The sequence below is a fragment of the Aquimarina sp. Aq107 genome, from assembly GCF_943733665.1.
Taxonomy (GTDB): Bacteria; Bacteroidota; Bacteroidia; order Flavobacteriales; family Flavobacteriaceae; genus Aquimarina.
Genome location: NZ_OX030782.1, coordinates 138,095 through 164,666, shown reverse-complemented (window position 1 = coordinate 164,666; position 26,572 = coordinate 138,095). Strand labels below are relative to the sequence as shown.

Genomic DNA, 26,572 nt, shown 5'->3' with positions numbered 1-26,572 from the left:
AATTGTTAGTTTGATAAGCAATTAATTAACAGTTAATTTTAAACTACACCTTTTAGTAATACTTCAATCATATCTTTTTTTAGTATTCCAGCATCAATATTTTTTTGCTTCGGATACCATAAATAAAGGGTTCTTAACGTAGATAAAGTAGAAAATACTATAATTTCAATATTGTTGGATTTAATCTCTTTTGCATCCACTCCTTTTTTCACTATTCGTCTAAAATTTTCCTCATAATCATTTCGCATTTTTTCAAATGACAAAAGATTATCTTCTTCTAAATGCATCCAATCATTATTAAGTGATGCCAACCCATCAGCATTTCTTAAAGTAACATCGATATGAAGACTTATTATGTTTTCTAACTTCTGAATAGCATTTTGATCAGATTTTACTATAAGGTTCATTCCTGTAGTAAATTCTTCTGCAAGTTCAATAATAATTGTAGATAAAATTTCTTGTTTTGATTGGATATGATTATACAAACTAGCAGCTTTGATCCCCATAGCGGTTGCCAAATCTCTCATTGTAACCGCGCTATATCCTTTTTCTTTAAAAAGAATGGCTGCAGCGTTTACAATTTCTTGTTTTCTACTTTCTTGTTTCATTGGAAATGGGGTTTACTTATTGTTAAAAACATTAAACTCTAACAAAAACCTTCTTTAGAGATTAAAGACTAAAAATATAATAAATTTGTTATATTGGAAACATTACTACATCTCTTTGATATTTTACACGAAATATAAATTACTATGAAATATGCAGGTTTATTTTTAATTTCTTTATTATTATTTGGTAACTGTAATACTATAAACGCTGTTAATTCTAATGACACTAAAGCAGTCACACAATCGGAACTCGAAGGTACATATGCCGTAACATCACTTTACGGAAATGATGTCTCTGAATACAAACTAACTTTAATTTTTAACCCTACTACAAAGACACTTTCTGGTTTTTCCGGATGCAACTCTTACTCCTGCAATTACAATATAGAAGAAAACTCGTTAACAACTAGTTTCCCTATTGGCACTAAAATATATTGTGAAAAAACTAGTACTATTGAAAAAGATTTTTTTAAGATCTTCTCTGAAGAGAAAAACTCAAAACTAGATGGAAATATTCTTCATTTAATTAATCAAAATGATCAAAAAATTATTGTAGCAAAAAAAACCCTTTAATACTATTATCGTACTATCACTTTTTTAGTAAAGCTACCTCCGACCGAAAGATTTTCCATACACACAAAATACATCCCTGAAGACATTGAGGATAAGTCTATTTCTCTATTACTATTGACTTGTCCTTCTAAAAGCAATTGACCGAATATATCAAAAACCATATAACTAAATTCACTTTCATCTCCATCAGAAATCATCAATACACCTTCTGTTGGATTAGGAAAAAGAACTATCTCTTCTGTAGTTTCCCCACCACCATCTCCCGGGTCATCTCCCTGAGAAAGTGCATTAAGTGTGGTTCTACCCGTATTTTCCGGATCAAGCCAATTTGACAATCTAGTATTATCTGTAGTCCCAAAATCCCAAGAAATACTAAATCTTCCATAAAAATCTGGTGCTCCATTATCGTTAGTACCAGAACAGGCAGCACCTCCTCCAGCAAGCTGTCCCACAATTCTACCCGAAGGATCAAAAATAGCAGACCCAGAAGATCCTCCTTCTGTAACTCCCAAATCCCAATCATCTACTCTCCAAGTATCAACAGGATCAGGTATTCCTCCAATATTTATATTATCAGCGATAGTAGGACTTACATTCTCTCTACATACTTTCATGATATCTCCATCAGGATGATGAATCCCAACAACAAAACTCGGAGTATTACCCGTTCTATCCCAACCTGCCCAATCAATATCCCAATCTTCATCTAAACCTCCTGTAATTTCTACAAGCTGTACATCAGACTCTGGGTTGCTAGCTCTAGAAATAGCTCCACTAGTTGTTTGAAAATAATTAGATGGACCATTATCAGTGCTATTGTCGGAAGTTGCACAAACCGCATTGGTACTTATCCAATTAAATCGAAATGCCCAGTTCGCATTAGCTGTTCCACAATGATTTGCTGTAAGAAAATAAGGAGCTTTATCATTGCTAGTGTTATTAATTAAGGTTCCAGAACAGAATCCACTAGTTCCTACAAGAGTAATTCCAACAGCTTTTTTGATGATATCTTTTATATTATCAAAATCAGATCCTACAGGACAATTTACATCCTGGTTACAATCACCGGATGTATTTAAATCCTTTTGATATGCTTTATAATTACTAACGCTTCTATATCCATGTACAACAGAACCTATATTTAATTTCCCTTCTCCTTTAACTGCGCTAGGCTCATAATACTCAATTATAATACTTTCTCCATCAGCAAGCCACGTACCAATTGTTTCATCAGGATTATTCATCTTATCCGTATAGGCTCCTAAATGAAATGTTTTCTCCTCATTATACAAATACACTTTACCTCCTTTTGGCAATCTAAAAGAATTAAAAACAAAATTTAGTGTGTTTGCACCTTCAGAGATAACATTTATTCTCCATATTCTATCTCCATTAGGTAAATCTGTCCATAATCCAGCATTTGTAATCCCAAGATCTACTTTAAACTCATGACCAAACCTATACACTTTCGACTTGTCCTTATCATTGATTTTATCTTCTTCTTTTAATTTTTGAAAATCAAAATATGGCATTCTAACTGATGGTATTTTTTCTTCATTTATTGTTTTAACAAGATTAACATCCGAACTTTTAGGAAGCTCATTGGTTACTTGACCAAAAATGGTAACATTAAAAAACAATATAAGTATATAAGAAATGAATTTTTTCATAATATTTGTGTGATCCATTAAATTATTCTGATTTTAATATATATTACTTAAGGCGAGATAAAGATCTCAAAATCAACTGTAATAATAACAACATATCTACTTAAAACCCTACACTATCTAAACAAAATTAGTTAATTAATTCTAATCTTAGCATTAAAACTAGTACTTTTCGGCTTGTAGAATTTAGCATCAAAATTTGATTTAAAAATGTCATCACAAATAGAATCCAATCCATTACTTGACAGGTTACCCCCACACCTCAAGCAATTTATCAAACCTCAGAACTATGATGAATATACTGCTATTGATCAAGCAGTCTGGCGGTACGTGATGCGAAAAAACATAGCTTCTCTAAGCAAGGTAGCTCATAAATCCTATCTAAAGGGTTTAGAAAAAACAGGGATTTCTATTAATGAAATCCCAAGTATGTATGGTATGAATAGAATCTTAAAAGAGATTGGTTGGGCAGCAGTTGCTGTAGATGGATTTATTCCACCAAATGCTTTTATGGAATTTCAAGCATATAACATACTAGTTATAGCCTCGGACATAAGACAATTAGAAAACATAGAATATACTCCTGCTCCAGATATTATCCATGAAGCAGCAGGACATGCTCCCATTATTGCTAATCCAGACTATGCAGAATATTTGCGACGATTTGGAAAAATTGGCTGCAAAGCTATTTCCTCTAAGAGAGACTACGATATGTATGATGCAGTACGCACATTGTCAATTCTTAAAGAATCACCAGATACTGATCCAGAAGCTATTAAAGACGCTGAAAACAGAGTAAATGAACTACAAAATCAAAAATCAGAACCTTCGGAAATGGCTTTAATTCGTAATCTACATTGGTGGACAGTGGAATACGGTCTTATTGGCACTGTAGAGGATCCTAAAATTTATGGTGCAGGATTACTCTCCTCTATTGGAGAAAGCGAATGGTGCATGACTGATAATGTAGAAAAACTTTCTTACACACCTGATGCTGCGTTCCGTGATTTTGATATTACAAAACCTCAACCCCAATTATTCGTCACTCCAGATTTTGCCTATCTATGTCAAGTATTAGAAGAATTTGCGGATACCATGGCTTTAAGAAAAGGAGGGCATCGTGGACTTGCAAAACTTATTGAGTCTCAGAATTTAGGAACTATAGAATTAAGTACTGGTTTACAAATTTCTGGCGTATTTACAAGAATGATCAAAAACGAAGATAATGAAGTGATTTATTTTGAAACTGAAGGCCCTACTGCACTTTCGTTTAGAGAAAAAGAATTAATTGGTCAAGGTATTGACATACACCCTAATGGTTTTAGATCACCTCTTGGTAAACTTAAAGGTATCAATTTAGCCATTGAAAACATGTCACCGAGGGATTTAAAAGCCTATAATTTCTATGATGGAGAATATATAGAATTTGAGTTCGAAAGTGGAATCACTATCGCCGGAATAAATATTACGGGAATGAGAAATATTAAAGGAGAACTTATTTTAATTCAGTTTAATGAATGCACTATTAAATATAAAAATGAATATTTATTTAAACCTGAATGGGGAACATTTGATTTAGCTGTAGGAAAAGAGATTGTTTCAGCATTCTCTGGACCTGCTGATGACTACTCATTTGACATGATTACTCATAACCCAGATATGAACACAATAAAAAGAACCTATTCTTCAAAAGAGCAAGAATTACATTCCTTATATCAAGCTGTTAAGAACATACGAAATGGAGAAAATTCAAGATTTTCCTTAGAATCAGTATTTGACATTATAAAAAAAGATCATTCAGAGGATTGGTTATTATCTATCGAGATTTACGAATTAGTTTATGACAGAGAACCTAAATTTGCAAATGAAATTTTAAATCATTTAGATCATATTAAAACAAAAAAGACAGAAATCAGACACCTAATAGATAGTGGAATTAATATTATTAATCAAAAGACATTAATTGCCTAATTCCGCAGTCCTATTTTTAGTCTTACAAATAAGCTATACGCTGATTATTTCTTGATTTTGACATTACCCAAGTATTCTTTTATCACGATGTTACCCAAATGGCAGTTGCTGTAACTTTGATGAAGAAATAATCAACATATAGCAGTTTTTTATTTAATTACTTTTTTCCTTCTTTCGAAATAGCGCGTATTGTGTCTGAAAGATCTCCGGACTTTAATAGGCTTACTAAAGCTCTAAAAAGATCAAGACCATAAATTTTATTAAAATTTTCTAATATAGACTTGATCTCAGTAATAGCCACAAAACCTGCTATTATTTTAAGAAAAGGAACCTCATTTACAATATACTCTTCTAATAAGAACGATGCTAGAATTACTAAGTTATATATAAAAAACTTAGAGATCGTATTCCCAATTCGTTCGCTACTTATTGGGATTTTATTTTTATAAGCCGCGTACGAACCCGTAATAAAGTCTACCAAAATAAGGAAGACCATTGTCATCATTACTCCATTAACCGGTGAAAGAATCGTAAGCAACCAAAATACCATACTTATAATTTTATCCATGTTTCATTAATTTTTTGTAATCTAATACTCGATTTTTAGGATATGCTCTTATGCACACTCTATTATCTTGATTTCCTCCCAGAACGTACACAAACCCTCTAGTTTCTTTAATAAAAAAACCTACATGGCCTTTTCTACTACATGGTTTTTCTTTCCACAAAATCACTACATCACCAGCTGTTGGTGTATCTGTGGATTTACCTACATTAAGCCAACTGCGAGCATTAAGCTGTCCTGAATAAGAATATCCAGTCTTTTTTGCTACCCAATTAGCAAATGCACTACACCAAGCAGTGTCATTACGTAAATGAGCACCATCAAAACCAATTTCATTAAAATAAGAAATGATCTGTGGGTGATCTTTAGAACCATTAATCTCTGTAACGCCATACTGAGATAGCGCCATTTCTAAAATATTCATACGTTAAAAAAATTTGATTACCTCTACAAGAATTACTTTATTCAAAAAACTTTATCCATTTAACTAAATTTCTCAGACTTCTTCCTGAATTTAAATAATTACATAGAGCTTGATTAAGTATACTAAAAAGTAGAAGTTTCTAGGCATAATATAACCCTGCAGGAACCTAAAAACTTTTTCTTTTTTTGTACATAATTACAGTAAACCATTAGCACACTTTTGTCATAGATTTATCAATAAAATCAATACATATAGTGCGTTGAAAAGCATATATAAATATACGAAAATAGTAAGGGTTTCTGAAGGTTTTTTATTAGTAAATACTGCAACTACGGGAGTAAAAAAGAAGACTAAACTTTCGGAAAAAACCTCTTGATTTAGCCTTCTTAGAATTTTATCTTTTATTATTTAAAAACTATATTTATTGAACTATAAACCTTTTTATTCTTTTATGATCATCGCTACCTACTTGTAAAAGATATAATCCATTCGACAAACTACTTACATCAATATTACCATTGATGATTTTAGCATTTATTACTTTCTGTCCAACATAATTATAAATAGTAGCTTTTGTCTCTTCATCAGAAACACCTCTTACAAATAAAACTCCTTTACTAACGGGATTAGGGTATAATTGCAATTTTTCATTAGTCCCAAAACTCAAAACATTACTCTCTCGAGAAGTAGTGACTCCTCCAATATTTATAGTATAATCTTCTACTTCTCCATATGTAAAAGTCTCACAAGGTGTAGCTGTCGCATTATATTTTAAAGTTACTCGCATTCTTGTTGCTCCAGACAATGCACTAGAAGGTATCGTAAAATCATATGATTGATTTGCATCACTACGTGTAGATTCTGAAACTATCAACTCAGAACTCTCAAAAGCTCCATTTTGATCATAATCAATCCAAACATTCCAATATTCTGTATATACTGTTCCCGTATAATTAAGACTTAGTACAATAGTATTTTGCCCATAAGACACAGCGCCTGTTTGACCTGTATAATCAGTATATCCACTAGTTGCTGCAGAAGCATTATCTATACCTCCTATACCCACATAATCAATATATTCATCATTTACATTAGTACCCTGACTATCACAATATGTAATTACAACTCCAGTTGTGATAAAAGTTACAGAATCACTTGCAGAAGAACTATTCCCAGCAGCGTCTTTTGCTATCACAACAAATGTATATTCTGAATCTGGGTTTAATCCACCAATAGTAGTATTCGTATTTACCGAAGTTGCTATTAAGGTTGCTCCCTGATATACTTCATATTCAGAAACACCTATATCATCAGTAGATGCATTCCAAGATAAATCTACAGTAGTTCCTGTAATATTAGACGCGGTTAGATTGGTCGGTGCTGAAGGAGCTTGAGAATCAGGTGTTGTCGAAATAATTTTCAAATCATCAATAGCTATATCACTTCGAAATCCATTTCCCGTAGTTCCTTTAAATCTAAGCTGAATCACCGAACCAGCATATGCAGAAATATCTAACGACACTTGATTCCATTGATCTCCTTGACTTCCACTCCTACTCCAAATCGATGCATAACTTGATCCATCATTGTTACTAATTAAAACTTCTAAAGATCCCATATTAGTCCCGTTCATATGATATCCAAACTCTAACGTTGCACCAGTTAATACCGAAAGGTCAATACAAGGGCTATCAAATAATGCTATTTTTCCAGGATATCCAGTACCATTCCCTGAAGCTTCGGTGAACATATAAAATGAACCTTCTTGACCAGAAGATGGACCTGTACCACTAGAAGGTGTTCCATTACTATCTCTAGTCCAATCAATATCATCATTAGTATTATTAGTCCATAGCCCAATACTCGACTCAAAACCTTCTGCATATGGAAATATAGTAATTCCAGCGCAAGCAGGTGTAGCGGTTGTAGTAAAAGATACAGAATCACTATAGGGAGAAACAATTGTTGCTGTACATATACTACGAACCTGAGCTTCGTAATCAGTTTCTACCATTAAACCAGAAATACTAGTCGTATTAGTATTTACTGAAACTACCGTCCAATTAACAGCGCCTATCTCCCTATACCGAAGATCAAAACTAGCTCCAGCACTACCTGACCAATTTAAATCAGCACTAGTCGATTGCACAGAAGAAACTGTTAATCCTGTAGGAGCTGTTGCTCCTAATGGAGTAAGTTGAACATCTTGTATTACCGATTGACCATCTGCAATTACAACACCACTTATGGTTTTTGACTCATAACATTCGGCTTCATAAAGAAGCGTATAAGTCCCTGCTTTAATTGGTCTATAATAATCTCCTTCTGGCAATTCGGTAGGTGTCCATGTCTCATACGCTTCTTTACCCACAACAGTCACTTTTGCATCTATTGGTTGATTCGTTACAGCATCTGTAACAACACCACGTATTCCATAATTTACTTGTTTCAAAAAACCAATAAGCGCTTCTTGATTATAATTCCAGAAATTCACCAGTTGATTTGCAGGAGGAGTTTTTGCGTTAGAAAGCTCTACAGTTAACTCTCTCCCTTTATGAAAATGTATTTGATAATCCTGTCTTCCTCCTTGTACCTCATACCAGTCATACCCATTAGTAATCCCGTTATTTAAGGCATCAAAATACCCACTTGGGCTATTCTGCTGGCAGAAATCTCTATATTCTTCGGAAACATGAACAAAATAATCCTCATCTGGATGCGCTCCAGCATAAGTATCCCAAGGATAATTAATCAACTCAATACCTCCATGAAAATTAGCTGACAGTACGAAGTGTGTTGATGCAGCAAAATTCATGAAATGTTGTGTTTCTATTTGATAATTATTCCCATCAGGATTTGCTCCATCATCTGGATCAGGATAATTACGATTAAGATCTACATTGTTAGCATTACCTCGAGTAGCATTAGCCACCGATGTATTACTAGCACTATTTCTATACGTTCCATCAGGGTTAGCCAATGGATTAATCCATACTTCATTATTATCCAAAAGCTGCTTAATTTCTAGATGCCTTGGATGAGATGTATCATTATATGTAGTTAATAAAAAATCAATAAGATTAAGCATCATTGGATACCCAGCAATCTCATCTCCGTGCATAGAAGACGTATACATAACACGTGGTTCTTGTTCATTTGCACCAACATTATCGGACAATTTCACAAAAAGTAATGCTTTATCTCCTTCCGTAGTAGAGCCAATGTTTTGGACTTGACATATAGTTGGGTTATTGGTAGCAAAGTCATTCATCATACTAACATAATCAGCATATGTTGGGTAAGCCGTTAAAGGAAATGTTGCAGCTTTGATAGAAAGATCCGATGTCATTGTTCTATACCCAATAATATTATCATCCTCTGTTGTAGTAAAAGGAATTTCCTTATCCAGAAATTCATCAAATTGAGATTTATTAGCCATTAACTTTACAATACCTGTTACCTCATCATAATGGACAATAGATAATCCTTTTGTAAACGTTTGTAGCTGAGAAGGACTTTCTATCTTAATATCGAATATCACCTCTCCTTTGAGATTTATATACTCAATTGCAAGTTCTTTCTGAGATTTCTGCGCAAATAGCGACACACCTAGGATCAGACAGACCCATAAGGCAAGCATTTGTTTGTTCTTCATGGTTTTAAGAGTGTTTGTGTAAGACATACTTTGGTTATAAGTAGTCTTTATAGTTAAATTGGTTTTAATAGTTATAAAGATAGGTTAAAAAACATCAAAACAGTGATGCAAAATCAGATCTTTCTCCATTTGTAATAGCCCAGTTTATCAATAGATTAACTATTAAAAAATATGCTAGACCAGTCTACATTTTGATTTTCTATAAATCTAAAACTAACCTTCTTACAAGAGCATTATTTATATTATTTTGGAAATAATCTAATCCTAAATCTGCGTTATAAGTTCTTAATATCCCAACTAATTCTTAGTTTTTTAGAATATTATAAATTGTTTTTTCTGAAATAAAAAGTTGTTCTATCAACTCTTCTACAATAACTTTCATTTGTTTTTCCGAATTGCTTTCGACATAATTCTGAACAAACTGTTTACGCTTTTCTAATAACAGTTTACTTCGCTGCATGAGCCATTTAATTTTAAATTAAACATAAAAACACCACCTAATTCAAACAAAAGTTTGAATAGTTATCCTTCTAAAGTGACTCTAGCACGACGTCTTATGCTATTTTACCTGAAAATGTTGCAATAGAATTAACACAAATGTTTGATTATGAATAATTTTTCCTATTTTAGCAACTAATTACAGTACAAATATACAACATTTTACAGAAAATATCAACAAAATACAGATATATTATGTGTTTTGTTTGAATTTATTTTCTTTATATGTTTCAAATAAAAACGCAGCATAATGATAGCAATTGATGAAAAAATTAGAGAAATAATCGATTTTTTTAGTTTAAACAATCATTCTTTCGCTAAAAAAATAGGAGTTACCAGTACCACCATAGATAGTATTACTACTGGAAGACTCCAATCCGATGGCTCTAGAAAAAGGACCAAACCTGGTTACGATTTACTAGAAAGCATTATTAATGAATTCTCTATCAACCCTGAATATCTTTTTGGAAAAAGCAGCAACATATTAATAGACAAAAAAGAGGAAACTACAACATATGGTGGAATCCCACAAGTAGTCGCTGTAAATCAAGAAGGAGATGAAAATGTAGTTTATGTACCTATAAAAGCAAGAGCAGGATACCTAGATGGTTATGGTGATACAGAGTATATAGAAACTCTTCCTACATTTAATATGCCTCATTTGAGTAATGGCACTTTTAGATGTTTCGAAGTACAAGGTAATTCTATGGTCAGAACTTTTTTTGATGGAGATCTTGTTTTTGGAAAATATGTAGAAGACCTAAATGACATAAAAGATGGAAGGATCTATGTAATCGTAAGCAAGAATGATGGTATTGTTTTAAAACGAATTATCAATAGAATTGAAGAACGAGGCAAACTTATTCTAAAATCTGACAATAAAGATGGCAATTACCCCACATATACTATAAATTCTGAAGAAATCATGGAAGCCTGGTATGTCACTATGTTTGCTTCTAAACAAATGCCTGAACCTGTAGATGTTTACGATCGTTTACATGACTTGGAAACTAAAATTGTTTTGTTAGAAGAAGAATTAAGAAGGAATAACTAAATAAAGATCGGGCATAACTTTTATAGTTATAACCCGATCTCACGTAAAAAAACCTCACAATAAAGTTTTCTATACATATATCTATTCCACACATTAGTGAGACTAACAATCAATAGGTTAACATTTTAAAACGTATATTTATGGAATGTTTTTTGATGCAATGAAGTAAATCAGTTTGCTAATTATGAAGAATTTTAAAATTTTACTTTCTGTTATTCTTTTTATGGGTTTTGGCGTAATATATTCTCAATCAATAAAGTCTCCGTCTTTAAGTAAGAAAAAGTCCCCAAAGACGTTGATCATAGACTCTATTCCAGTGGATATCACTAAAAGCTATCGTTTACCCGGAATTAATAATAAAAGTAATGATTATAGGTTGTTTTTTGGAATTTCTCGATTTACGGACTATCCTTCTTTTGGAATTTCCAGAACTCGCCCTTATTTAGTAGTAAGAAACAATGCATTTACTCATAAATCCCTATTTGATCCAGTAGCAAACATCTCATTACAAAACCAATCTTGGGATAATCCATTAAATTCTGACTCGTTCGGAGCAGGAGTAATAGCTGGTAGTTTACATTTACTATCTGGTTTCTTTAATTAAAAACCTCTTTGTTGATTACCCAATATCTTGAAGATCAGAATGTAATAAAAGCATATTCTTTTTGAATTTCATTTTTTTTCTGTTCTAGTCTCTCAAGAAATTGCTGATGTTGCTGACTATTCGGATTAAAAGGTCTATGTGATATGGCACTTTGCACTTCTTTAACTTTGTTCATAACAATTAGTGCTTCATTAGAAATCCAAGTTTGTTTAAAGTATTCCCATATATAGTCAATTGCTACATCACTTGGATGAATCATATCTGCATTATAAAACCTATAATCCCTTAACTCATCCATCATTATTTCATAAGAAGGAAAATAAACAGCTGTAGTATCGTTTTTTATTACCTGATGAATCCCAGCGATTAAATGTGATTTACTAAGATTATTTTCTACAAAACCATCTTTACTATGTCTTACCGGAGAAACGGTAAATATCACTTTTACATTAGGATTCAGGCTTTTTATTAATCCAACACTGTTTAACAAACATTGAGTTACTTCTTCTACAGACAGGAGCTCTTTACTAAACTCCTTTTGAGATACTTTGTGACAGTTTGCCACCACCATATCCAGGGCTTGTAGACGATACACCCAAGCCGTTCCTAGAGTAATACATATATGAGTCGCCGATTGAATCTTTTGGTATGTCTGATCTAATGCTCCATTTAGAGATTGCAACAAATGCTCCTTATCTGGATTACTTAACTTAGAATGTGCATCAAAACAATGCCACTGCTCATTATGGTAAAACAAATCCGTTTCTGTATATGACTCTCGTTGAGTCGCCATCCACAGAAAAGTTTCAATCGCTTTGGGATGAAAAAGTATTCCGAAAGGATTTACTAATGATTTATATTTAAAGTATGAAAATTTTTCTCCAATATTTTCAGCAAAACAGGACCCCATCAATAATAACTCTGAATTATAATCAATTTTTGGTTGCTGAGGTTTTAAGGGTATTTTGGTTTGTAAGTTCATACGTAGTCCCAACTCTTACCTTAATTGGTAGGAGGGGTGTTGGTTTTTAATTAAACATATTGTTTTGCTTTTTCTAAAGCTTCTTCAATTCCCTTTGGATTTTTACCTCCTGCAGTGGCAAAAAATGATTGTCCACCTCCTCCACCTTGGATATACTTCCCAAGCTCGCGAACTACCTGACCAGCATTCAATCCTTTTTCTTCTACTAAGTTTTTAGAAATGTAGCACGACAATAGCGCTTTACCATTATTATCTGCTCCAAAGATCATAAAAGCATTTTCTATTTCTCCTCCTAGCTCAAAAGATAAATCTTTTATTCCTGCAGGGTCAAGATCTACTTTTTTACCTAAAAATTGAATTCCATTTATTTCTTCAAATTCTGACTTAAGATCTCCTTTTAGGTTTTTAGCCTTATCCTTCAATAATGCTTCAATTTGCTTTTTAAGATTCGTATTTTCATCCTGTAAAGTAGTTATTGCTTTAATAGGATCTTTAGGGTTTTTCAAAATTGCTTTCACTTCTGAAAATGCCTCAGATTGATTTGTAAAATAATCCTTTGCAGCATCACTAGTTATTGCTTCAACTCTTCTTATCCCGGCTGCAACTGCACTTTCGGATGTTATTTTAAAATGCCATATATCACTTGTGTTTTGAACATGAATCCCTCCACATAGTTCCATAGATTCTCCAAAGCGTATTGCTCTAACATCATCTCCATATTTTTCTCCAAACAAAGCAATTGCTCCTTCTGCAATAGCCTGATCATATGATATATTACGTTTTTCTTCTAATGGTAACGCCTCTCTTATTCTAGCATTCACAAAATCCTCTACTTGCTGTAATTCATCAGAAGAAACTTTTGAAAAATGCGAAAAATCAAATCTTAAATTCCCACTATTAACCATAGAACCTTTTTGTTCTACGTGCGTACCAAGAATGGTGCGTAACGCTTGGTGTAATAAATGAGTTGCGGTATGATTAGATGCTGTTCTAGATCGCTGTTTGACGTCTACAACAGCCTTATGAGTTTCATTGATATGTTTTGGTAAGGTTTTAGCAAAATGAATGATTAAATTGTTTTCCTTTTTAGTATCAACAATATAAACTACATCTCCATTAGCTACTTCTAAATATCCTTTGTCACCAACTTGTCCTCCACCTTCTGGATAAAAAGGAGTCTTATCAAGAACTAACTGATATAATTCTCCATCCTTCTTACTATTTACCTTTCGATAACGAGAAATTCTTGCTTCTCCCGAAGTATGATCATACCCAATAAATTCTTCTGCAGCATTAGGGATTAATATTTCCCAATCTCCAGCTTTTACTTCAGAAGCTGCTCTAGAACGATCTTTTTGTTTCTGTAACTCAGCTTTAAATACATCTTCTTCATACTCATATCCTTGTTCAGATAATATCAAAGCTGTAAGATCTTCTGGAAAACCAAAAGTATCATACAATTCAAAAACTTTTTCTCCAGACACCACTTTTCCTTTAGTCCCTTTAATTACATTATCTAATAGTACTAATCCTTGATCCAATGTTCTAAGAAATGAATTCTCTTCTTCTTTAATAACATTTACGATTAGGTTTTTCTGAGATTTTAGCTCTGGAAAAGCTCCACTCATTTGATTACTAAGTGTATCCACCAGCTTATATATAAAAGGTTCTTTCGTATTTAAGAACGTAAACCCATATCTAATTGCTCTTCTTAAAATCCTACGTATTACATACCCAGCTCCTGTATTGCTAGGTAACTGCCCATCTGCTATAGAAAATGACACTGCTCTTAAATGATCTGCAATTACTCGGATTGCCACGCTAACTTTTCCATTCTCATCTGTTGGCAAGCTATCCTTATCATATGTAGCATTCGTTATCGTTTCTATTTCTCTAATTAAAGGTGTAAATACATCAGTATCATAATTAGATTTTACGTCTTGCAAAGCCATACACAATCTTTCAAACCCCATTCCTGTATCCACATGCTGTGCTGGTAATTTTTCTAAAGAACCATCTGCTTTGCGATTAAATTGCATAAATACAAGGTTCCATATTTCTACCACCAATGGATCATCTTGATTTACCAAATCACGACCAGGTATTTTAGCTTTCTCTTCTTCTGATCTTAGATCTACATGAATCTCTGAACATGGACCACAAGGCCCTTGATCTCCCATTTCCCAGAAATTATCTTTTTTGTTTCCCATGATAATACGATCTTCTGGAACAATTTGTTTCCATAAATTGTATGCTTCCTGGTCCATATCTAGGTTTTCATCTTTTGCTCCTTCAAAAACTGAAACATACAAGATATTCTTATCTATGCCATAAACCTCGGTTAATAATTCCCAAGCCCACTCTATTGCCTCTTTCTTAAAATAATCACCAAAACTCCAGTTCCCTAACATCTCAAACATGGTATGATGATACGTATCCATACCTACCTCTTCTAAATCATTATGTTTACCACTAACTCTAAGACATTTTTGAGTGTCGGTCAAACGATTATTCTTAGGAATTCCATTTCCTAGAAAGTATTCTTTAAATTGATTCATCCCTGCATTTGTGAACATCAAAGTAGGATCGTCCTTAATAACCATAGGCGCAGAAGGCACTATACTGTGTTTTTTGGATTCAAAAAACGCTAAAAATTGGTTTCTGATGTCTTGGGATTTCATTTTTTTATATTTTCTTTATAATCAATTAATTATCAAAAGTTATCTAAAGATATGCTATCGATATTTGTCAGTTTTTTCTGGACTTTGCGACAATTTATTATATTTGTTCTCGCCTCAAAGTATAAACAAGCCTATTTTTGGCTAATATCCTGCAAAAATAGTATATTTTAGATTATGTCAAAGGTTAAATATTACTACGATAGCGAGACGCTATCTTATCGTAGAATTGAGCAAAAGAAAGGACGTAAATTTGGTTTCGCCATTTTAGGTGTTCTTGGTGCTTTTTTGGCTGGTTTTGTGCTTTTGTTAATCTATCTAAACATTCCTCAATTAGAAACTCCAAAAGAAAAGGCTTACAAAAGGGAACTGGATAACATGAAGCTGCAGTATGAGCTGATGAATAAACAGTTAAAAAAAGATCACGCTGTTCTTGCCGAAATTGCAGAAAGAGATGATAATATTTACAGATTATACTTTGGTGCACCACCAATCCCTGAAGAAGTGAGAGGAGCTGGTTATGGAGGTGTTAACAGATACAAAGGGTATGAAGGGTATGATAATTCTGAAATGATTATTGAAAGCCAGAAACAAATAGATAAGCTTACAAAACAGATAGCTGTACAATCTATTTCACTAGATGAAATTAAAAATTTAGCAGAGCAAAAAGAAGAATTACTTTCAACAATTCCAGCGATCCAACCTATTCAAAATTCTGATTTAAAAAGAATGGCATCTGGATATGGATGGAGAAGTGATCCTTTTACAAAGGCTAGAAAATTTCATTATGGAATGGATTTTTCTGCTGCTACAGGAACACCAATATATGCGTCTGGAAACGGAACAGTAACAAGAGCTGATGCAAATTCTAGCGGTTACGGGAGACATATTAGAATTGATCATGGTTTTAACTACGTGAGTCTCTACGCGCATCTTAGTAAATACAACGTAAAGAAAGGACAAAAGGTAAAACGAGGTGATGTTATTGGTTATGTAGGAAGCACAGGAAGGTCTGTAGCTCCCCACCTTCATTATGAAATATTTAAAGATGGAGAACGTATTAACCCACGCAACTTTTATTACGGAAGTTTAACTTCCGAAGAATTTAATGAAATGCTAAAAGCTTCTTCTTTAATTAATGAAACTCTAGACTAGTTCTTATGCGCAAAGCACTTCTTCTTGTACTTTTAATTGGTTTTAATTATAGTATACAAGCACAGAAATTTTCTAAAGAAACTATTGACTCAATGACCACCATCGTTGAGGATTTTAAGCTAGAAATGGAAAAAATTTCGATACCAAAAAGTATAAAACTAATGGCTGTCGGAGATATTATGATGGGAACTAATTTTCCTAATGAAAGTTATTTACCGCCAAAAGATAAAGGTCCATTTGATGATGTCAATATTGTTTTGCAACAAGCGGATATTCTTTTTGGAAACTTAGAAGGCACGCTTACTGATGTTGGAGAAAATGCAAAACGATGTTCTGATCCTTCTAAATGTTACTCCTTTCGTTCCCCGGAATATTTTGGCAAATATCTTGAAGAAACAGGCTTTGATGTAATGAGTATTGCAAACAATCATATTGGTGATTTTGGAGCTATTGGCATTAAAAACACCGCTAAAACTCTCGAAAAACATAACATTGCATATGCTGGTATTTTTGCGCAAGAATCTACCATATTCGAAAAAAATGGAATCACGTATGGATTTTGTGCCTTTGCCCCAAACAAAGATTGCGTAAAAATTCATAACTTAACCAAAGCAAAAAGAATTGTTAAGGAACTAAAGGAGAAAGTAGATATTGTAATTGTTTCTTTTCATGGAGGAGCAGAAGGAGCTGATCACACACACGTAACAAGAAAAACTGAACGTTTTTATGGTGAGGATCGCGGTAACGTATATCTTTTTGCACATACTTTAATAGATGCTGGAGCAGATATTATTCTTGGACACGGACCACATGTATCAAGAGCATTTGAAGTATATAACAATAAGTTCATTGCTTATAGTTTAGGTAATTTTTGCACCTACTCTAGATTTAATTTAACTGGAATAAAAGGATATGCACCAATTGCTGAAATTGAAATAGACCCTAAAGGTAATTTCATAAAAGGAAAACTGCATTCTGCAAAACAGATTGATGAGATATATCCTTTTATGGATGATAAAAAAAGAGCTTTAAAGGAAATTAAGAAATTAACTGACGAAGATTTTCCTGAAAGTAATTTGGTTTTTGAACAAGATGGAACTTTTACTCAAAAAAACGAGAATTAACTATGTATGTTGACTTACCGAAAAAAATGTACTATGGTATTGGCGAAGTAGCCGATGCTTTTGATGTGAATGCTTCTCTGATTCGTTTTTGGGAAAAAGAATTTGATATCCTTAAGCCAAAAAAGAATGCTAAAGGAAATAGAAAATTCACTCCGGAAGACATCAAAAACCTAGAACTGATTTATCATTTAGTAAAAGAACGTGGGTTCACCTTAGAAGGAGCCAAAATTCATCTAAAAGAACAAAAACAAGAAGCTTTAGACAGCTTTGATATTATTAGGAAGCTAGAATCTATTAGAGGTCAACTCTTAAAGATTAAGGAACAGCTTTAAATTTATATAGAAAAAAGCACTTTATTTCTCTAAATAATGCAGAAATATCTTTGATTCAATCGCAGTAACATCAGATTGCATTTGTGTGAGTTTTGTTATACTTGCTACTAAGGGAAAATCCTTAAAATTAAACATTAACCAATCTCTTCTTCTACCATCTCTATCACGCAATTGTCCAGTACTTAAAGTATTACTTATTTCGGCTTTTAATTCAGATGTTTCTGCCGTTATCAAAAGTGTTTCTCTAAGTTGATCTATTTTCTTAACAAACTCTTTCCCTTTTTCAGATACACCATTATCCGTAAAAAACATATTATTCGGCTCATCCATTAGTTCATAATTCTGAGGATCTTTTGCACCTAACATCTCCTGTTTTATTGACTCTATATATTCTTTAAAACTAGTCGTTATAGAATCTATACGCAACGCTTTAATCAAATGTTCTTCATTCTTTATTGATCTTAATAAAGAATCATTACTTTTTTGAACGGAATAATTCTTTTGTTGTATTGCCTCATCCATTTTACCAAATGCGGACACTACTTCTCTACTACTTTTAATCACAAGAAAACTAATCCCTGAGATTATAAATATTAGGAGTAAAAGTATTATTAGCAGAGGCTTTTTCATTTTCTAAATCTTACTTCTTCCTAAAATACACAGCTACCGGAACTCCATGAAAATCAAATTCTTTACGCAGTTTATTTTCTAAAAATCGTTTATATGGCTCACGAATATATTGAGGCAGGTTACAGAAAAATGCAAATTGTGGTTGAGGTGTAGGTAGCTGCATACAATACTTTATTTTCACATACTTACCCTTATAGGCTGGAGGAGGATTCCTCTCTATAATAGGAAGCATTGTATCATTCATTACACTAGTTTTGATCTTTTTTGAACGATTTTTATATACATCTACAGCAGTTTCTATAGCTTTAAAAAGCCTTTGTTTAGTTAATGCTGAAATAAAAACAATAGGTACATCTGTAAAAGGCTCTATCTGCTTACGGATGTACTTCTCAAAATCTTTTAAAGTATTACTTTCTTTATTTTCGATTAAATCCCACTTATTCACTAAAATCACAATACCCTTGCGGTTACGTTCTGCTAACCAAAATATATTTTGAACCTGAGCATCAAATCCGCGAGTAGCGTCTACAAGCAACAAACATACATCACTATGCTCTATAGCACGAACGGATCTCATAACAGAATAAAACTCTAAATCTTCTTTAACCTTAGATTTACGCCTTATTCCAGCAGTATCTACTAAGTTAAATTCAAAACCAAAACGATTATATTTAGTATCAATGGCATCTCTAGTGGTTCCCGCAATATCTGTAACGATATATCGATCCTCTCCTATAAGCGCATTAATAAAAGATGATTTTCCTGCATTAGGTCTTCCTACTACTGCAAAACGCGGTAATTCCGAAACTTCTTCTTCTTCCTGTTCTGGTAGGGCTTCTACCAAAGCATCTAACAATTCTCCAGTACCGCTTCCATTAATGCTAGCAATCGTATAATACTCTCCAAGACCCAGACTATAAAACTCTACAGCATTTTCAGCTCTCTTACCATTATCTACCTTATTCACTGCTAAAAAAACTGGCTTATCAACTTTACGAAGCAAATTAGCAACTTCTTCATCCATACCAGTTACACCTGACTCCACATCTACCATAAAAATGATTGCATCCGCTTCATCAATAGCTAGTTCGACCTGTTTATCAATTTCAGCCTCAAAAATATCATCACTTCCTACGACATAACCGCCTGTATCTATAAGTGAAAACTCTTTACCATTCCAATCACTTTTACCATAGTGACGATCACGAGTAACTCCGCTAACCGCATCTACGATTGCTTCTCTTCTCTGGATCAGTCTATTAAAAAAAGTAGATTTTCCTACATTAGGTCGCCCTACAATTGCCACTATATTGCTCATTATCCTGAATTCTAAAATTTGTGCAAAATTAGTCTTTTTATTCTTCCTAAACTATTGAACTGTAATATGAAGTAAATAAAAATAAAGAGGAAGATATTAAAAACGAAAAAGCTCAACGGTCAGCGCATCGACCTATTGAACTTTTTCATAATTGATAGTCAGTCAGTGAAATAATTACTTATTCCAAAGATAAAAACAATTCTATATAAGTTGGTTACTGTAAAACAACAAACTTTTTATGGATGTGATTACTTCACTTCATAAATTGCTACAGTATTAGAAACTTCATTAGTAACTATTACTAACGCATCACCTGTTGGACTATCTTCAGCTTTTATCGTAATCAAACCTTCTGGTGAGATATCAGATGCATCCCTTAGCCATTCTATAAATCTAGGATTAACTGGATTAGAGATATCATATACCATTATCCCTCCTGTTCTCTCCAAACCTACAAATAGTAATGTACTTCTACCTATATTCAAAGTTTCTACTGCTTCTGGTTCTGCACCTTTATCATCTGATCTATTATCTACTCCATCACCCTCGTTACTATTAAATGTGCTAGGATCTAATTCAAATACAGTTTTTGCTATTTGATCTCCACTATCGTATACCTTAACTCCGGTGGTGGACCAAATTGTAAAAGACCTTCCTCCATAAGCATAAATTTGATCTACATCACCATCACCATCTATATCTCCATTAGCGGTTGTAGTCTTTAATCTTCCTAAATTTTCATCTAACTGTAAAGTTTCTGCATCGGGATATGCAGTAGGATCTAAAACTAAGTCCTTTACTCTTTCTTCTTCTGAATATCCATCATAATCTCTTGCATCTCCTTCATTAGCAGTAATTAAAAATCTAGCTCCTTGTATTCTAGTAAAAATCATGGCATCAGGATGATAGTATCCCAATACAGGCCAATTTTGGAAATTCCCTACAATATCATCCCTATCGCTAGCATCTATTTGATTTTCTGGAAAGGCATAATTTTTCACCCCTAAACCTGTAATATCCCTAAGTGTTTTAGATCTTAAATCTATTGTCGCAATACCATTATTTTCTTGCAATGCAACATAAGCAGTTTTAGAATCATCTGAAACTGCAATATACTCTGGTTCTATATCCTGAGCTAACGTTGCCCCAGGACCAAATACTCTAAAGTCATTACCTATAGTCCTCCCATTAAAGCCAGTAAAACTTACTTGATTTACTTCTCCAGTACGGACTTCAACTATTGTAACCGATCCTTCTGGATCTACTGTATATTCATCATTAGGCTCTCCTTCATTAGCTGCAACAATATATTTACCATTAGGGCTAAAAGTAACCATATCAGGTAGTGCTCCTGCAGGATAAGTATTTAAAAGAGTTTGTGATGCTGCATCATAGGTTACAATCGTACCATCTGCTTGTTTATTAGCTGCATTTTCTAGCGCAACAGCCACAATTCCCTCATGTACAGCTACACTATTTGGAATTCCATTTAATGCAATATCTGTCCCTGCTATAGGATTGGAAGGGTTAGATATATCCCAAACAGAAAGTTCTACATCATTCGGGTTCACTACAAATAACTTAGCTGTCTCTGGATCAAAGGCAGAAATTTCTGCAAAACCTTCATCTCCGGTTCCATTTATAAAACCTCCGATTTTGTTAAACGTAAGATCATCAGTACTGCCACCTCCCCCTTGATAATCATCAAGATTACAAGAATAAAATAATCCTAAAGCCCCAATTACAACTAGACTTGATTTGTTAAAGATTTTCATTATTAATTTGATTTGCGTTAGCTAGCTAAATTCAATAATGTATATATCTTTAATGTTATGAAAAGAATAAATTATAAATAACTTAAACTTCAAAAAAAAAAACTGTCTAAAGAGTATTCTTTAGACAGTTTCATATTAAATTATTTTGAAAATACTATTTATTTGACAATAAACTTCTTGTATTCTGTTCCTTCTTCTTTATCAATCTTCATTAAATACATACCTGAAGGCATTGAACTTACTGTATCAAAAGTTAACGATGTTTTACCCTTCTTAATTTCATTCTCAACAGTTTCAGGAATCATAGTTGAACCAGACAAACTATAAAAAGACACATATACTTTTTGATCTTTCTTAGATGCTACGTCAACCGTTAGTGTTTCTCCTGATCTCAATACTGTTGGATATACAGTGGATGATATAATTGATTCATCACAATCTTGAACAAAAACTGTTACTTCATCCATATCACTACAACTACCTACAGTAATAGTTAATGTATAAGTTGTAGTAGTACTTGGCGACACCACAATACTTCTTGTTGTCTCTCCTGTTGACCATAAATAGGTATCAGCAATAGTAGAAGTTAAAGTTGCTTCTTCTCCAAAACCATCACATAAAAATTTATCTCTTCCAGCATTCACTTCTACAATAGTAACTCCAACAACAACCTCATCTATGGCTTCACAAGTACCACTTGTTAAAATAACAGAATATGTAGTTGTTTCTGTAGGTGATACAGTTATACTTGTTGTAGTTTCTCCAGTAGACCAAAGAACATCTCCTTCTCCTGCCACTGTAAGCACTACTTCTTCTCCCAAACATATTTCTTGATCATCTCCAGCATCTGCAACAAGAGTACAACCTTCTACCGAAACAGTCACTTCATCCTCAGCAGAACATCCATTTGCGGAAACAGTAACAGTATATGTAGTAGTTTCTTCTGGAGAAACCTCAATTGTCGCAGTAGTTTCTCCTGTTGACCACACATAAGTGTCACCTCCTGTAGCGGTAAGCATAGTAGCCTCTCCTACTGCAATAGTTTGATCATCGCCAGCATCAGCAGTTACCGATTTTACTGTAACAGTTACCTCATCCGCAGCAGAACAACTACCGTTTGTAACTTCTACAGTATATGTAGTAGTATCAGATGGCGAAACTTCAATAGTAGCAGTAGTCTCTCCTGTTGACCATAAAACATCACCTTCTCCAACTACTGTAAGCGTTGCTGTTTCTCCTTCACAAATATCTTGATCATCTCCAGCATTTGCTGTAGCAGAATTTACAGTTACAACCACTTCATCTTCTCCAACACAATCCGTACAACTTGTAACAGTTACAGAATACGTTGTATCTTCTTCTGGGGATACAGTAATACTCTGTGTAGTTTCTCCATTAGACCACAAATATTGAACCTGTCCTTCTTCTTGAGAAATACAATCTCCTATGTTTATATTAAAATCTCCAAAAGAATCAGGATCTCCTTCTAGATTAAACCATCCTGAAGCTCCATAAACCTGAGGTGTATATTCAAACACATTAGCTCCATTTCCTACTTGAAATGCCTCTCCTCTTCTAGAAATATCATAACTTAACGCACCTCCTATTTGAGTAATAGTTCCACTAATTTCTGTGTAATATTCCCAACCAGTTGCATCTTCTGATTGACAGAAACTATCTTTAGGACTATCAACAGGTGGAGTATTAGTTAAACCAGAGAATGTAGCATCCACTAAGAACGATGTATTTGTAGAATTATACTCAAATACTTCACCTTTTAATGTAGCTGTCCCATCTGTGGTATTATCATTCCAAACAAGATCTACATTTCTAAACCATAGTCTGGTACCATTATCATTTATAAAAACAACAAATTGGTGCTGTCTTCCTCTACAATAGTCAGTATCTTTAACACCATACTCTACACAATCACCACAATTAATACCTGTGGCCTGAGCAGTCAATGTAATCTCTTCTCCTAAACATATCTCTTGATCATCTCCTGCATCTACTATAACTGGGTCATTTACTACAACTGTTACTGAATCAGACGCCTCGCAACTACCACTCGTCGCAGTAACTACATATGTTGTAGTTTCAGTTGGAGATACTGTAATTGTTTCAGTAGTTTCTCCGTTAGACCAGCTAAATGTACCTTCTCCAATAGCAGATAATGTAACTGTTTCTCCTAAACATATATTTTGATCATCTCCAGCGTCAACAACAGCGGATTTAATAGTTACCGTTACTTCATCTGTTGCAGAACAACCATTACAATTAGTTACTGTTACAGAATATGTCGTATCTTCTTCTGGAGACACAGTAATACTTTCTGTAGTCTCTCCATTGGACCATAAGAAACTAGTATTATTTGTCTCGGAAGTAATGCAATCTCCAAAATTAAAATTGAAATCTCCTACTGGGTATTCACTATCACTAGTATCAAACCATCCACAAGCTCCAAACTTACCTAATTCTTTTTCAGTTTGGTTAGCTCCATTACCCATCTGGAATGCTGGACCTCTTCTAGATAAAGTTGTAGACCAAGATCCATCCTCACTAGTAATAGTTCCAGTAAACTCTGTGTAATATTGCCAAGCTGATTCATCTTCATCATTACATAAATGTGATTTTGGACTATTGGCAGGAGCAATTGCAGTTTTCCCTGTAAACACTGCATCAACTTCATAATTTGATTGTGTATTTGTATAATCAAAAACAGTACCTTTAAGAGTTGCAGTTCCATCTGCAAGTTCGTTCCACTCTAAATCAACATTAGAAAAGAATCTTCCACCATCTAACCACAACACATAGTTTTGATTCCCCTTACAATAATCAGTATTTTGTATACCATATTCGATACAACTCTCACAATTTTCATTTCCATCTGTAATAGCGGTTAAAGTAACCTCATCTCCTAAACAAATCTCTTGATCTTCTCCAGCATCTACCTGCGGAACATCATTTATTACAACTTCTACAGAATCTGAAGCATTGCAATTTTCACAATCCTTAACCGTCACTGTATAAATTCCTCCTTCACTTACGGTAATGGATGGAGTAGTTTCTCCTGTAGACCAGAGGTAACTTACCTCTGTTGTTGAAGTTGTAACACAGTCTCCTAGGTTAAAATTAAAGTCTCCTCTATTATATTGATTATCCGTTGTATTAAACCAACCGCAGGCTCCAAATTTTCCTTCTTCAGTTTCTGTAACATTAGCTCCATTTCCTAATTGAAAAGCTGGCCCTCTTCTTGACAGATCAATTGACCAAGATCCGTCAGAACTTGTTACAGTACCAGTTAACTCTGTATAATAAATCCATGCAGATTCATCTTCATTATTACACTCATGCTCTTTTGGACTATTTGTTGATGTGGTATCTGTTCTTCCTGAATAGACTGCATTTACCTCATACGTAGTCTGGGTTAAGGTATGATCAAAAATAGTTCCAGTCAATGTTGCTGTACCATCTGCCAATTCATTCCATTCTAAATCAACATTAGAGAACCATCTTGGATTATTACCATCCGTTAACCACATTACGTAATCTTGATCTCTTTTACAATTATTAGTATTTAACACACTATATTCTCCTACGCAATCTACACATTCTGATGCTCCAGAAACTATTGCAGTAAGTGTTACTTCTCCTTCTCCGCAAAATTCTGAATCATCACCAGCTTCTACAGTTAAAGCACAACTTACATCATCATCCGTACAAGAATCAAATACATGCTGGTGTAACTCTCCTTGAATATGATGATAATTTGCTGCGATAACTTGTCCATTAATATTTCCTGAGGAATCCTTTATCACATCTGATTTAGGAGCAAATAAACTACCAATGATCGTTGAACCTCCTTTTAGCGTTATACTTGAATTATTATAAAAATTCCAAATAATAAAGGCTCCTTGCTGATCCCCAATTCCAGTAAGATTTAGAATATTCCATTCAAAATCACCTGCCGCATCAACATTTATAATTAATGGCGTATTCTTACTTGGAGTATTTTCAAAAGTTAGGTAAGGAAGATTCTGCAACGCTGTCCCAGTAATATGCAAAACGTTTACTGTATTTTCAGAAAGTAAAATTTTATTATCATTACTTATCTGAACATTAGATAACATATTGCTGTAAGAGATAGATTTTGATTCGAACAATGCAAAAGCTGCTTCAAAATCAATCAAATTAGCCTGACCAACTGAACTTTGATCTTGTTTTCTTTGCACTTGAATCCTTGGCTTAGCATCGTAATCTCCAGCAGTAAGTCTCGTATTCACTGATGCAAAATTAAAATCTACATCAAAAACTGAAGAGCCATTTAAATCACCTACCTTGGTGTATCCTTGATTAAGATGTATTCCTTCTCCTGAGGTGTAAATTACTTTACCATTTACAACTAAAGATGAAGCTTGATCATCTCCATTAAAAAAATTAGTTCCTGGCGTTTGAGCCGCTATTGTAATGATTCCGTCAATAGTTAAATCTCCTCCTAATGCAATAGGACCTTCGGTATCTCCACCATTAACTATAGTATTATATCTAACAAATGCATTATATCCCAATGCTTTTTCTAATGGGTTATTACAAACAGATGTTGTAGAATCAAAACTTTCTTTATTCTTGTCAACTGCGGTATTAAATCCGGAAGTCAACATAAAAATGACGATCATTGACAGGCTAATTAAAGAAGAACTAATAGAAGTCACTCTCCTTTTACCGCTCAATGAGTTAAGCTTGTTAGTAGTTTTAGACATTGTGTAGTGTTTTTTTTCGTTCGAGTTTCAGATGCTCAAACTGGTTAATTTATTTTGGGTTTTAAAAAATAAATACACGGGACAAGAAATCACATATCGATTCCAGACTACGAGAGCCAACAAATCCTTTGTAATTTATTTAGATTTTTAGAGTTAAGCGTTTATTAATAAGTGTGTGAAGATAAAGTATTGTTCATAT

19 protein-coding genes are annotated in these 26,572 nt (G+C 33.6%); 7 read left to right on the top strand and 12 right to left on the bottom strand.

The genetic code is table 11. From position 1 onward, the window contains the following. Positions 1-38: 38 nt before the first annotated feature. Entirely contained in the window at positions 39-608 is a 570-nt protein-coding gene (locus NMK29_RS00620; protein WP_027395268.1) for a TetR/AcrR family transcriptional regulator, read from the bottom strand. Positions 609-752: 144 nt separating this feature from the next. Here NMK29_RS00620 and NMK29_RS00615 point away from each other — a divergent pair, with 144 nt between their 5' ends. After that, positions 753-1,181, top strand: a complete 429-nt coding sequence (locus NMK29_RS00615; RefSeq protein ID WP_108805176.1) for an META domain-containing protein — start codon at positions 753-755, stop codon at positions 1,179-1,181. A gap of 5 nt (positions 1,182-1,186) precedes the next feature. Here NMK29_RS00615 and NMK29_RS00610 read toward each other — a convergent pair whose 3' ends face one another. Further along, positions 1,187-2,851: a T9SS type A sorting domain-containing protein gene (locus tag NMK29_RS00610; protein WP_159092332.1), complete on the bottom strand. Its 1,665-nt coding sequence runs from the start codon at positions 2,849-2,851 to the stop codon at positions 1,187-1,189. A 207-nt stretch (positions 2,852-3,058) separates the two neighbouring features. Here NMK29_RS00610 and NMK29_RS00605 point away from each other — a divergent pair, with 207 nt between their 5' ends. Beyond that, entirely contained in the window at positions 3,059-4,819 is a 1,761-nt protein-coding gene (locus NMK29_RS00605) for an aromatic amino acid hydroxylase (RefSeq protein WP_108805174.1), read from the top strand. A gap of 157 nt (positions 4,820-4,976) precedes the next feature. On the opposite strand, the gene NMK29_RS00600 is transcribed toward NMK29_RS00605, so the two are convergent. The 4 genes from NMK29_RS00600 to NMK29_RS00585 form a co-directional block, all read right to left on the bottom strand. After that, positions 4,977-5,387 carry a phage holin family protein gene (locus NMK29_RS00600; protein ID WP_027395265.1) on the bottom strand — a complete coding sequence of 137 codons (411 nt, stop codon included), beginning with the start codon at positions 5,385-5,387 and terminating at the stop codon, positions 4,977-4,979. Continuing rightward, positions 5,380-5,808, bottom strand: coding sequence for a TIGR02594 family protein (locus NMK29_RS00595; protein WP_108805173.1), 429 nt, complete (start codon positions 5,806-5,808; stop codon positions 5,380-5,382). Before NMK29_RS00595 ends, NMK29_RS00600 begins: the two co-directional genes overlap by 8 nt. Before the next feature lie 421 nt (positions 5,809-6,229). Then, positions 6,230-9,463, bottom strand: a complete 3,234-nt coding sequence (locus tag NMK29_RS00590; protein ID WP_159092331.1) for a M14 family zinc carboxypeptidase — start codon at positions 9,461-9,463, stop codon at positions 6,230-6,232. A gap of 304 nt (positions 9,464-9,767) precedes the next feature. Next, complete coding sequence (locus NMK29_RS00585) at positions 9,768-9,923, bottom strand: hypothetical protein (protein WP_155839766.1); 156 nt, start codon at positions 9,921-9,923, stop codon at positions 9,768-9,770. A 288-nt stretch (positions 9,924-10,211) separates the two neighbouring features. On the opposite strand from NMK29_RS00585, the gene NMK29_RS00580 reads away from it, so the two are divergent. Next, positions 10,212-11,015 carry a S24 family peptidase gene (locus tag NMK29_RS00580; protein ID WP_199915070.1) on the top strand — a complete coding sequence of 268 codons (804 nt, stop codon included), beginning with the start codon at positions 10,212-10,214 and terminating at the stop codon, positions 11,013-11,015. Positions 11,016-11,199: 184 nt separating this feature from the next. Beyond that, positions 11,200-11,619, top strand: coding sequence for a hypothetical protein (locus NMK29_RS00575; RefSeq protein ID WP_108805171.1), 420 nt, complete (start codon positions 11,200-11,202; stop codon positions 11,617-11,619). Positions 11,620-11,653: 34 nt separating this feature from the next. On the opposite strand, the gene NMK29_RS00570 is transcribed toward NMK29_RS00575, so the two are convergent. Next, positions 11,654-12,601 carry a GSCFA domain-containing protein gene (locus NMK29_RS00570; protein WP_108805170.1) on the bottom strand — a complete coding sequence of 316 codons (948 nt, stop codon included), beginning with the start codon at positions 12,599-12,601 and terminating at the stop codon, positions 11,654-11,656. A 50-nt stretch (positions 12,602-12,651) separates the two neighbouring features. Continuing rightward, positions 12,652-15,282 carry an alanine--tRNA ligase gene (gene alaS, locus NMK29_RS00565; RefSeq protein WP_108805169.1) on the bottom strand — a complete coding sequence of 877 codons (2,631 nt, stop codon included), beginning with the start codon at positions 15,280-15,282 and terminating at the stop codon, positions 12,652-12,654. Positions 15,283-15,456: 174 nt separating this feature from the next. On the opposite strand from alaS, the gene NMK29_RS00560 reads away from it, so the two are divergent. From NMK29_RS00560 to NMK29_RS00550, 3 genes are read left to right on the top strand one after another with little or no spacing between them, the layout of a single operon-like run. Beyond that, positions 15,457-16,434, top strand: coding sequence for a M23 family metallopeptidase (locus NMK29_RS00560; protein ID WP_108805168.1), 978 nt, complete (start codon positions 15,457-15,459; stop codon positions 16,432-16,434). A gap of 5 nt (positions 16,435-16,439) precedes the next feature. After that, positions 16,440-17,558: a CapA family protein gene (locus NMK29_RS00555; protein ID WP_108805167.1), complete on the top strand. Its 1,119-nt coding sequence runs from the start codon at positions 16,440-16,442 to the stop codon at positions 17,556-17,558. A gap of 2 nt (positions 17,559-17,560) precedes the next feature. Continuing rightward, positions 17,561-17,890: a MerR family transcriptional regulator gene (locus NMK29_RS00550; protein WP_027395257.1), complete on the top strand. Its 330-nt coding sequence runs from the start codon at positions 17,561-17,563 to the stop codon at positions 17,888-17,890. 21 nt (positions 17,891-17,911) lie between these two features. On the opposite strand, the gene NMK29_RS00545 is transcribed toward NMK29_RS00550, so the two are convergent. The 4 genes from NMK29_RS00545 to NMK29_RS00530 form a co-directional block, all read right to left on the bottom strand. Continuing rightward, a complete protein-coding gene (locus tag NMK29_RS00545; RefSeq protein WP_108805166.1) occupies positions 17,912-18,520 on the bottom strand; it encodes a hypothetical protein in 609 nt (202 codons plus the stop codon). Between the two features lie 10 nt (positions 18,521-18,530). Next, positions 18,531-19,838, bottom strand: a complete 1,308-nt coding sequence (gene der / locus NMK29_RS00540) for a ribosome biogenesis GTPase Der (RefSeq protein ID WP_027395255.1) — start codon at positions 19,836-19,838, stop codon at positions 18,531-18,533. 248 nt (positions 19,839-20,086) lie between these two features. Further along, positions 20,087-21,613 carry a choice-of-anchor I family protein gene (locus tag NMK29_RS00535; RefSeq protein WP_108805165.1) on the bottom strand — a complete coding sequence of 509 codons (1,527 nt, stop codon included), beginning with the start codon at positions 21,611-21,613 and terminating at the stop codon, positions 20,087-20,089. Between the two features lie 158 nt (positions 21,614-21,771). Continuing rightward, positions 21,772-26,373 carry a collagen-binding domain-containing protein gene (locus NMK29_RS00530; RefSeq protein WP_108805164.1) on the bottom strand — a complete coding sequence of 1,534 codons (4,602 nt, stop codon included), beginning with the start codon at positions 26,371-26,373 and terminating at the stop codon, positions 21,772-21,774. Positions 26,374-26,572 lie beyond the last annotated feature (199 nt).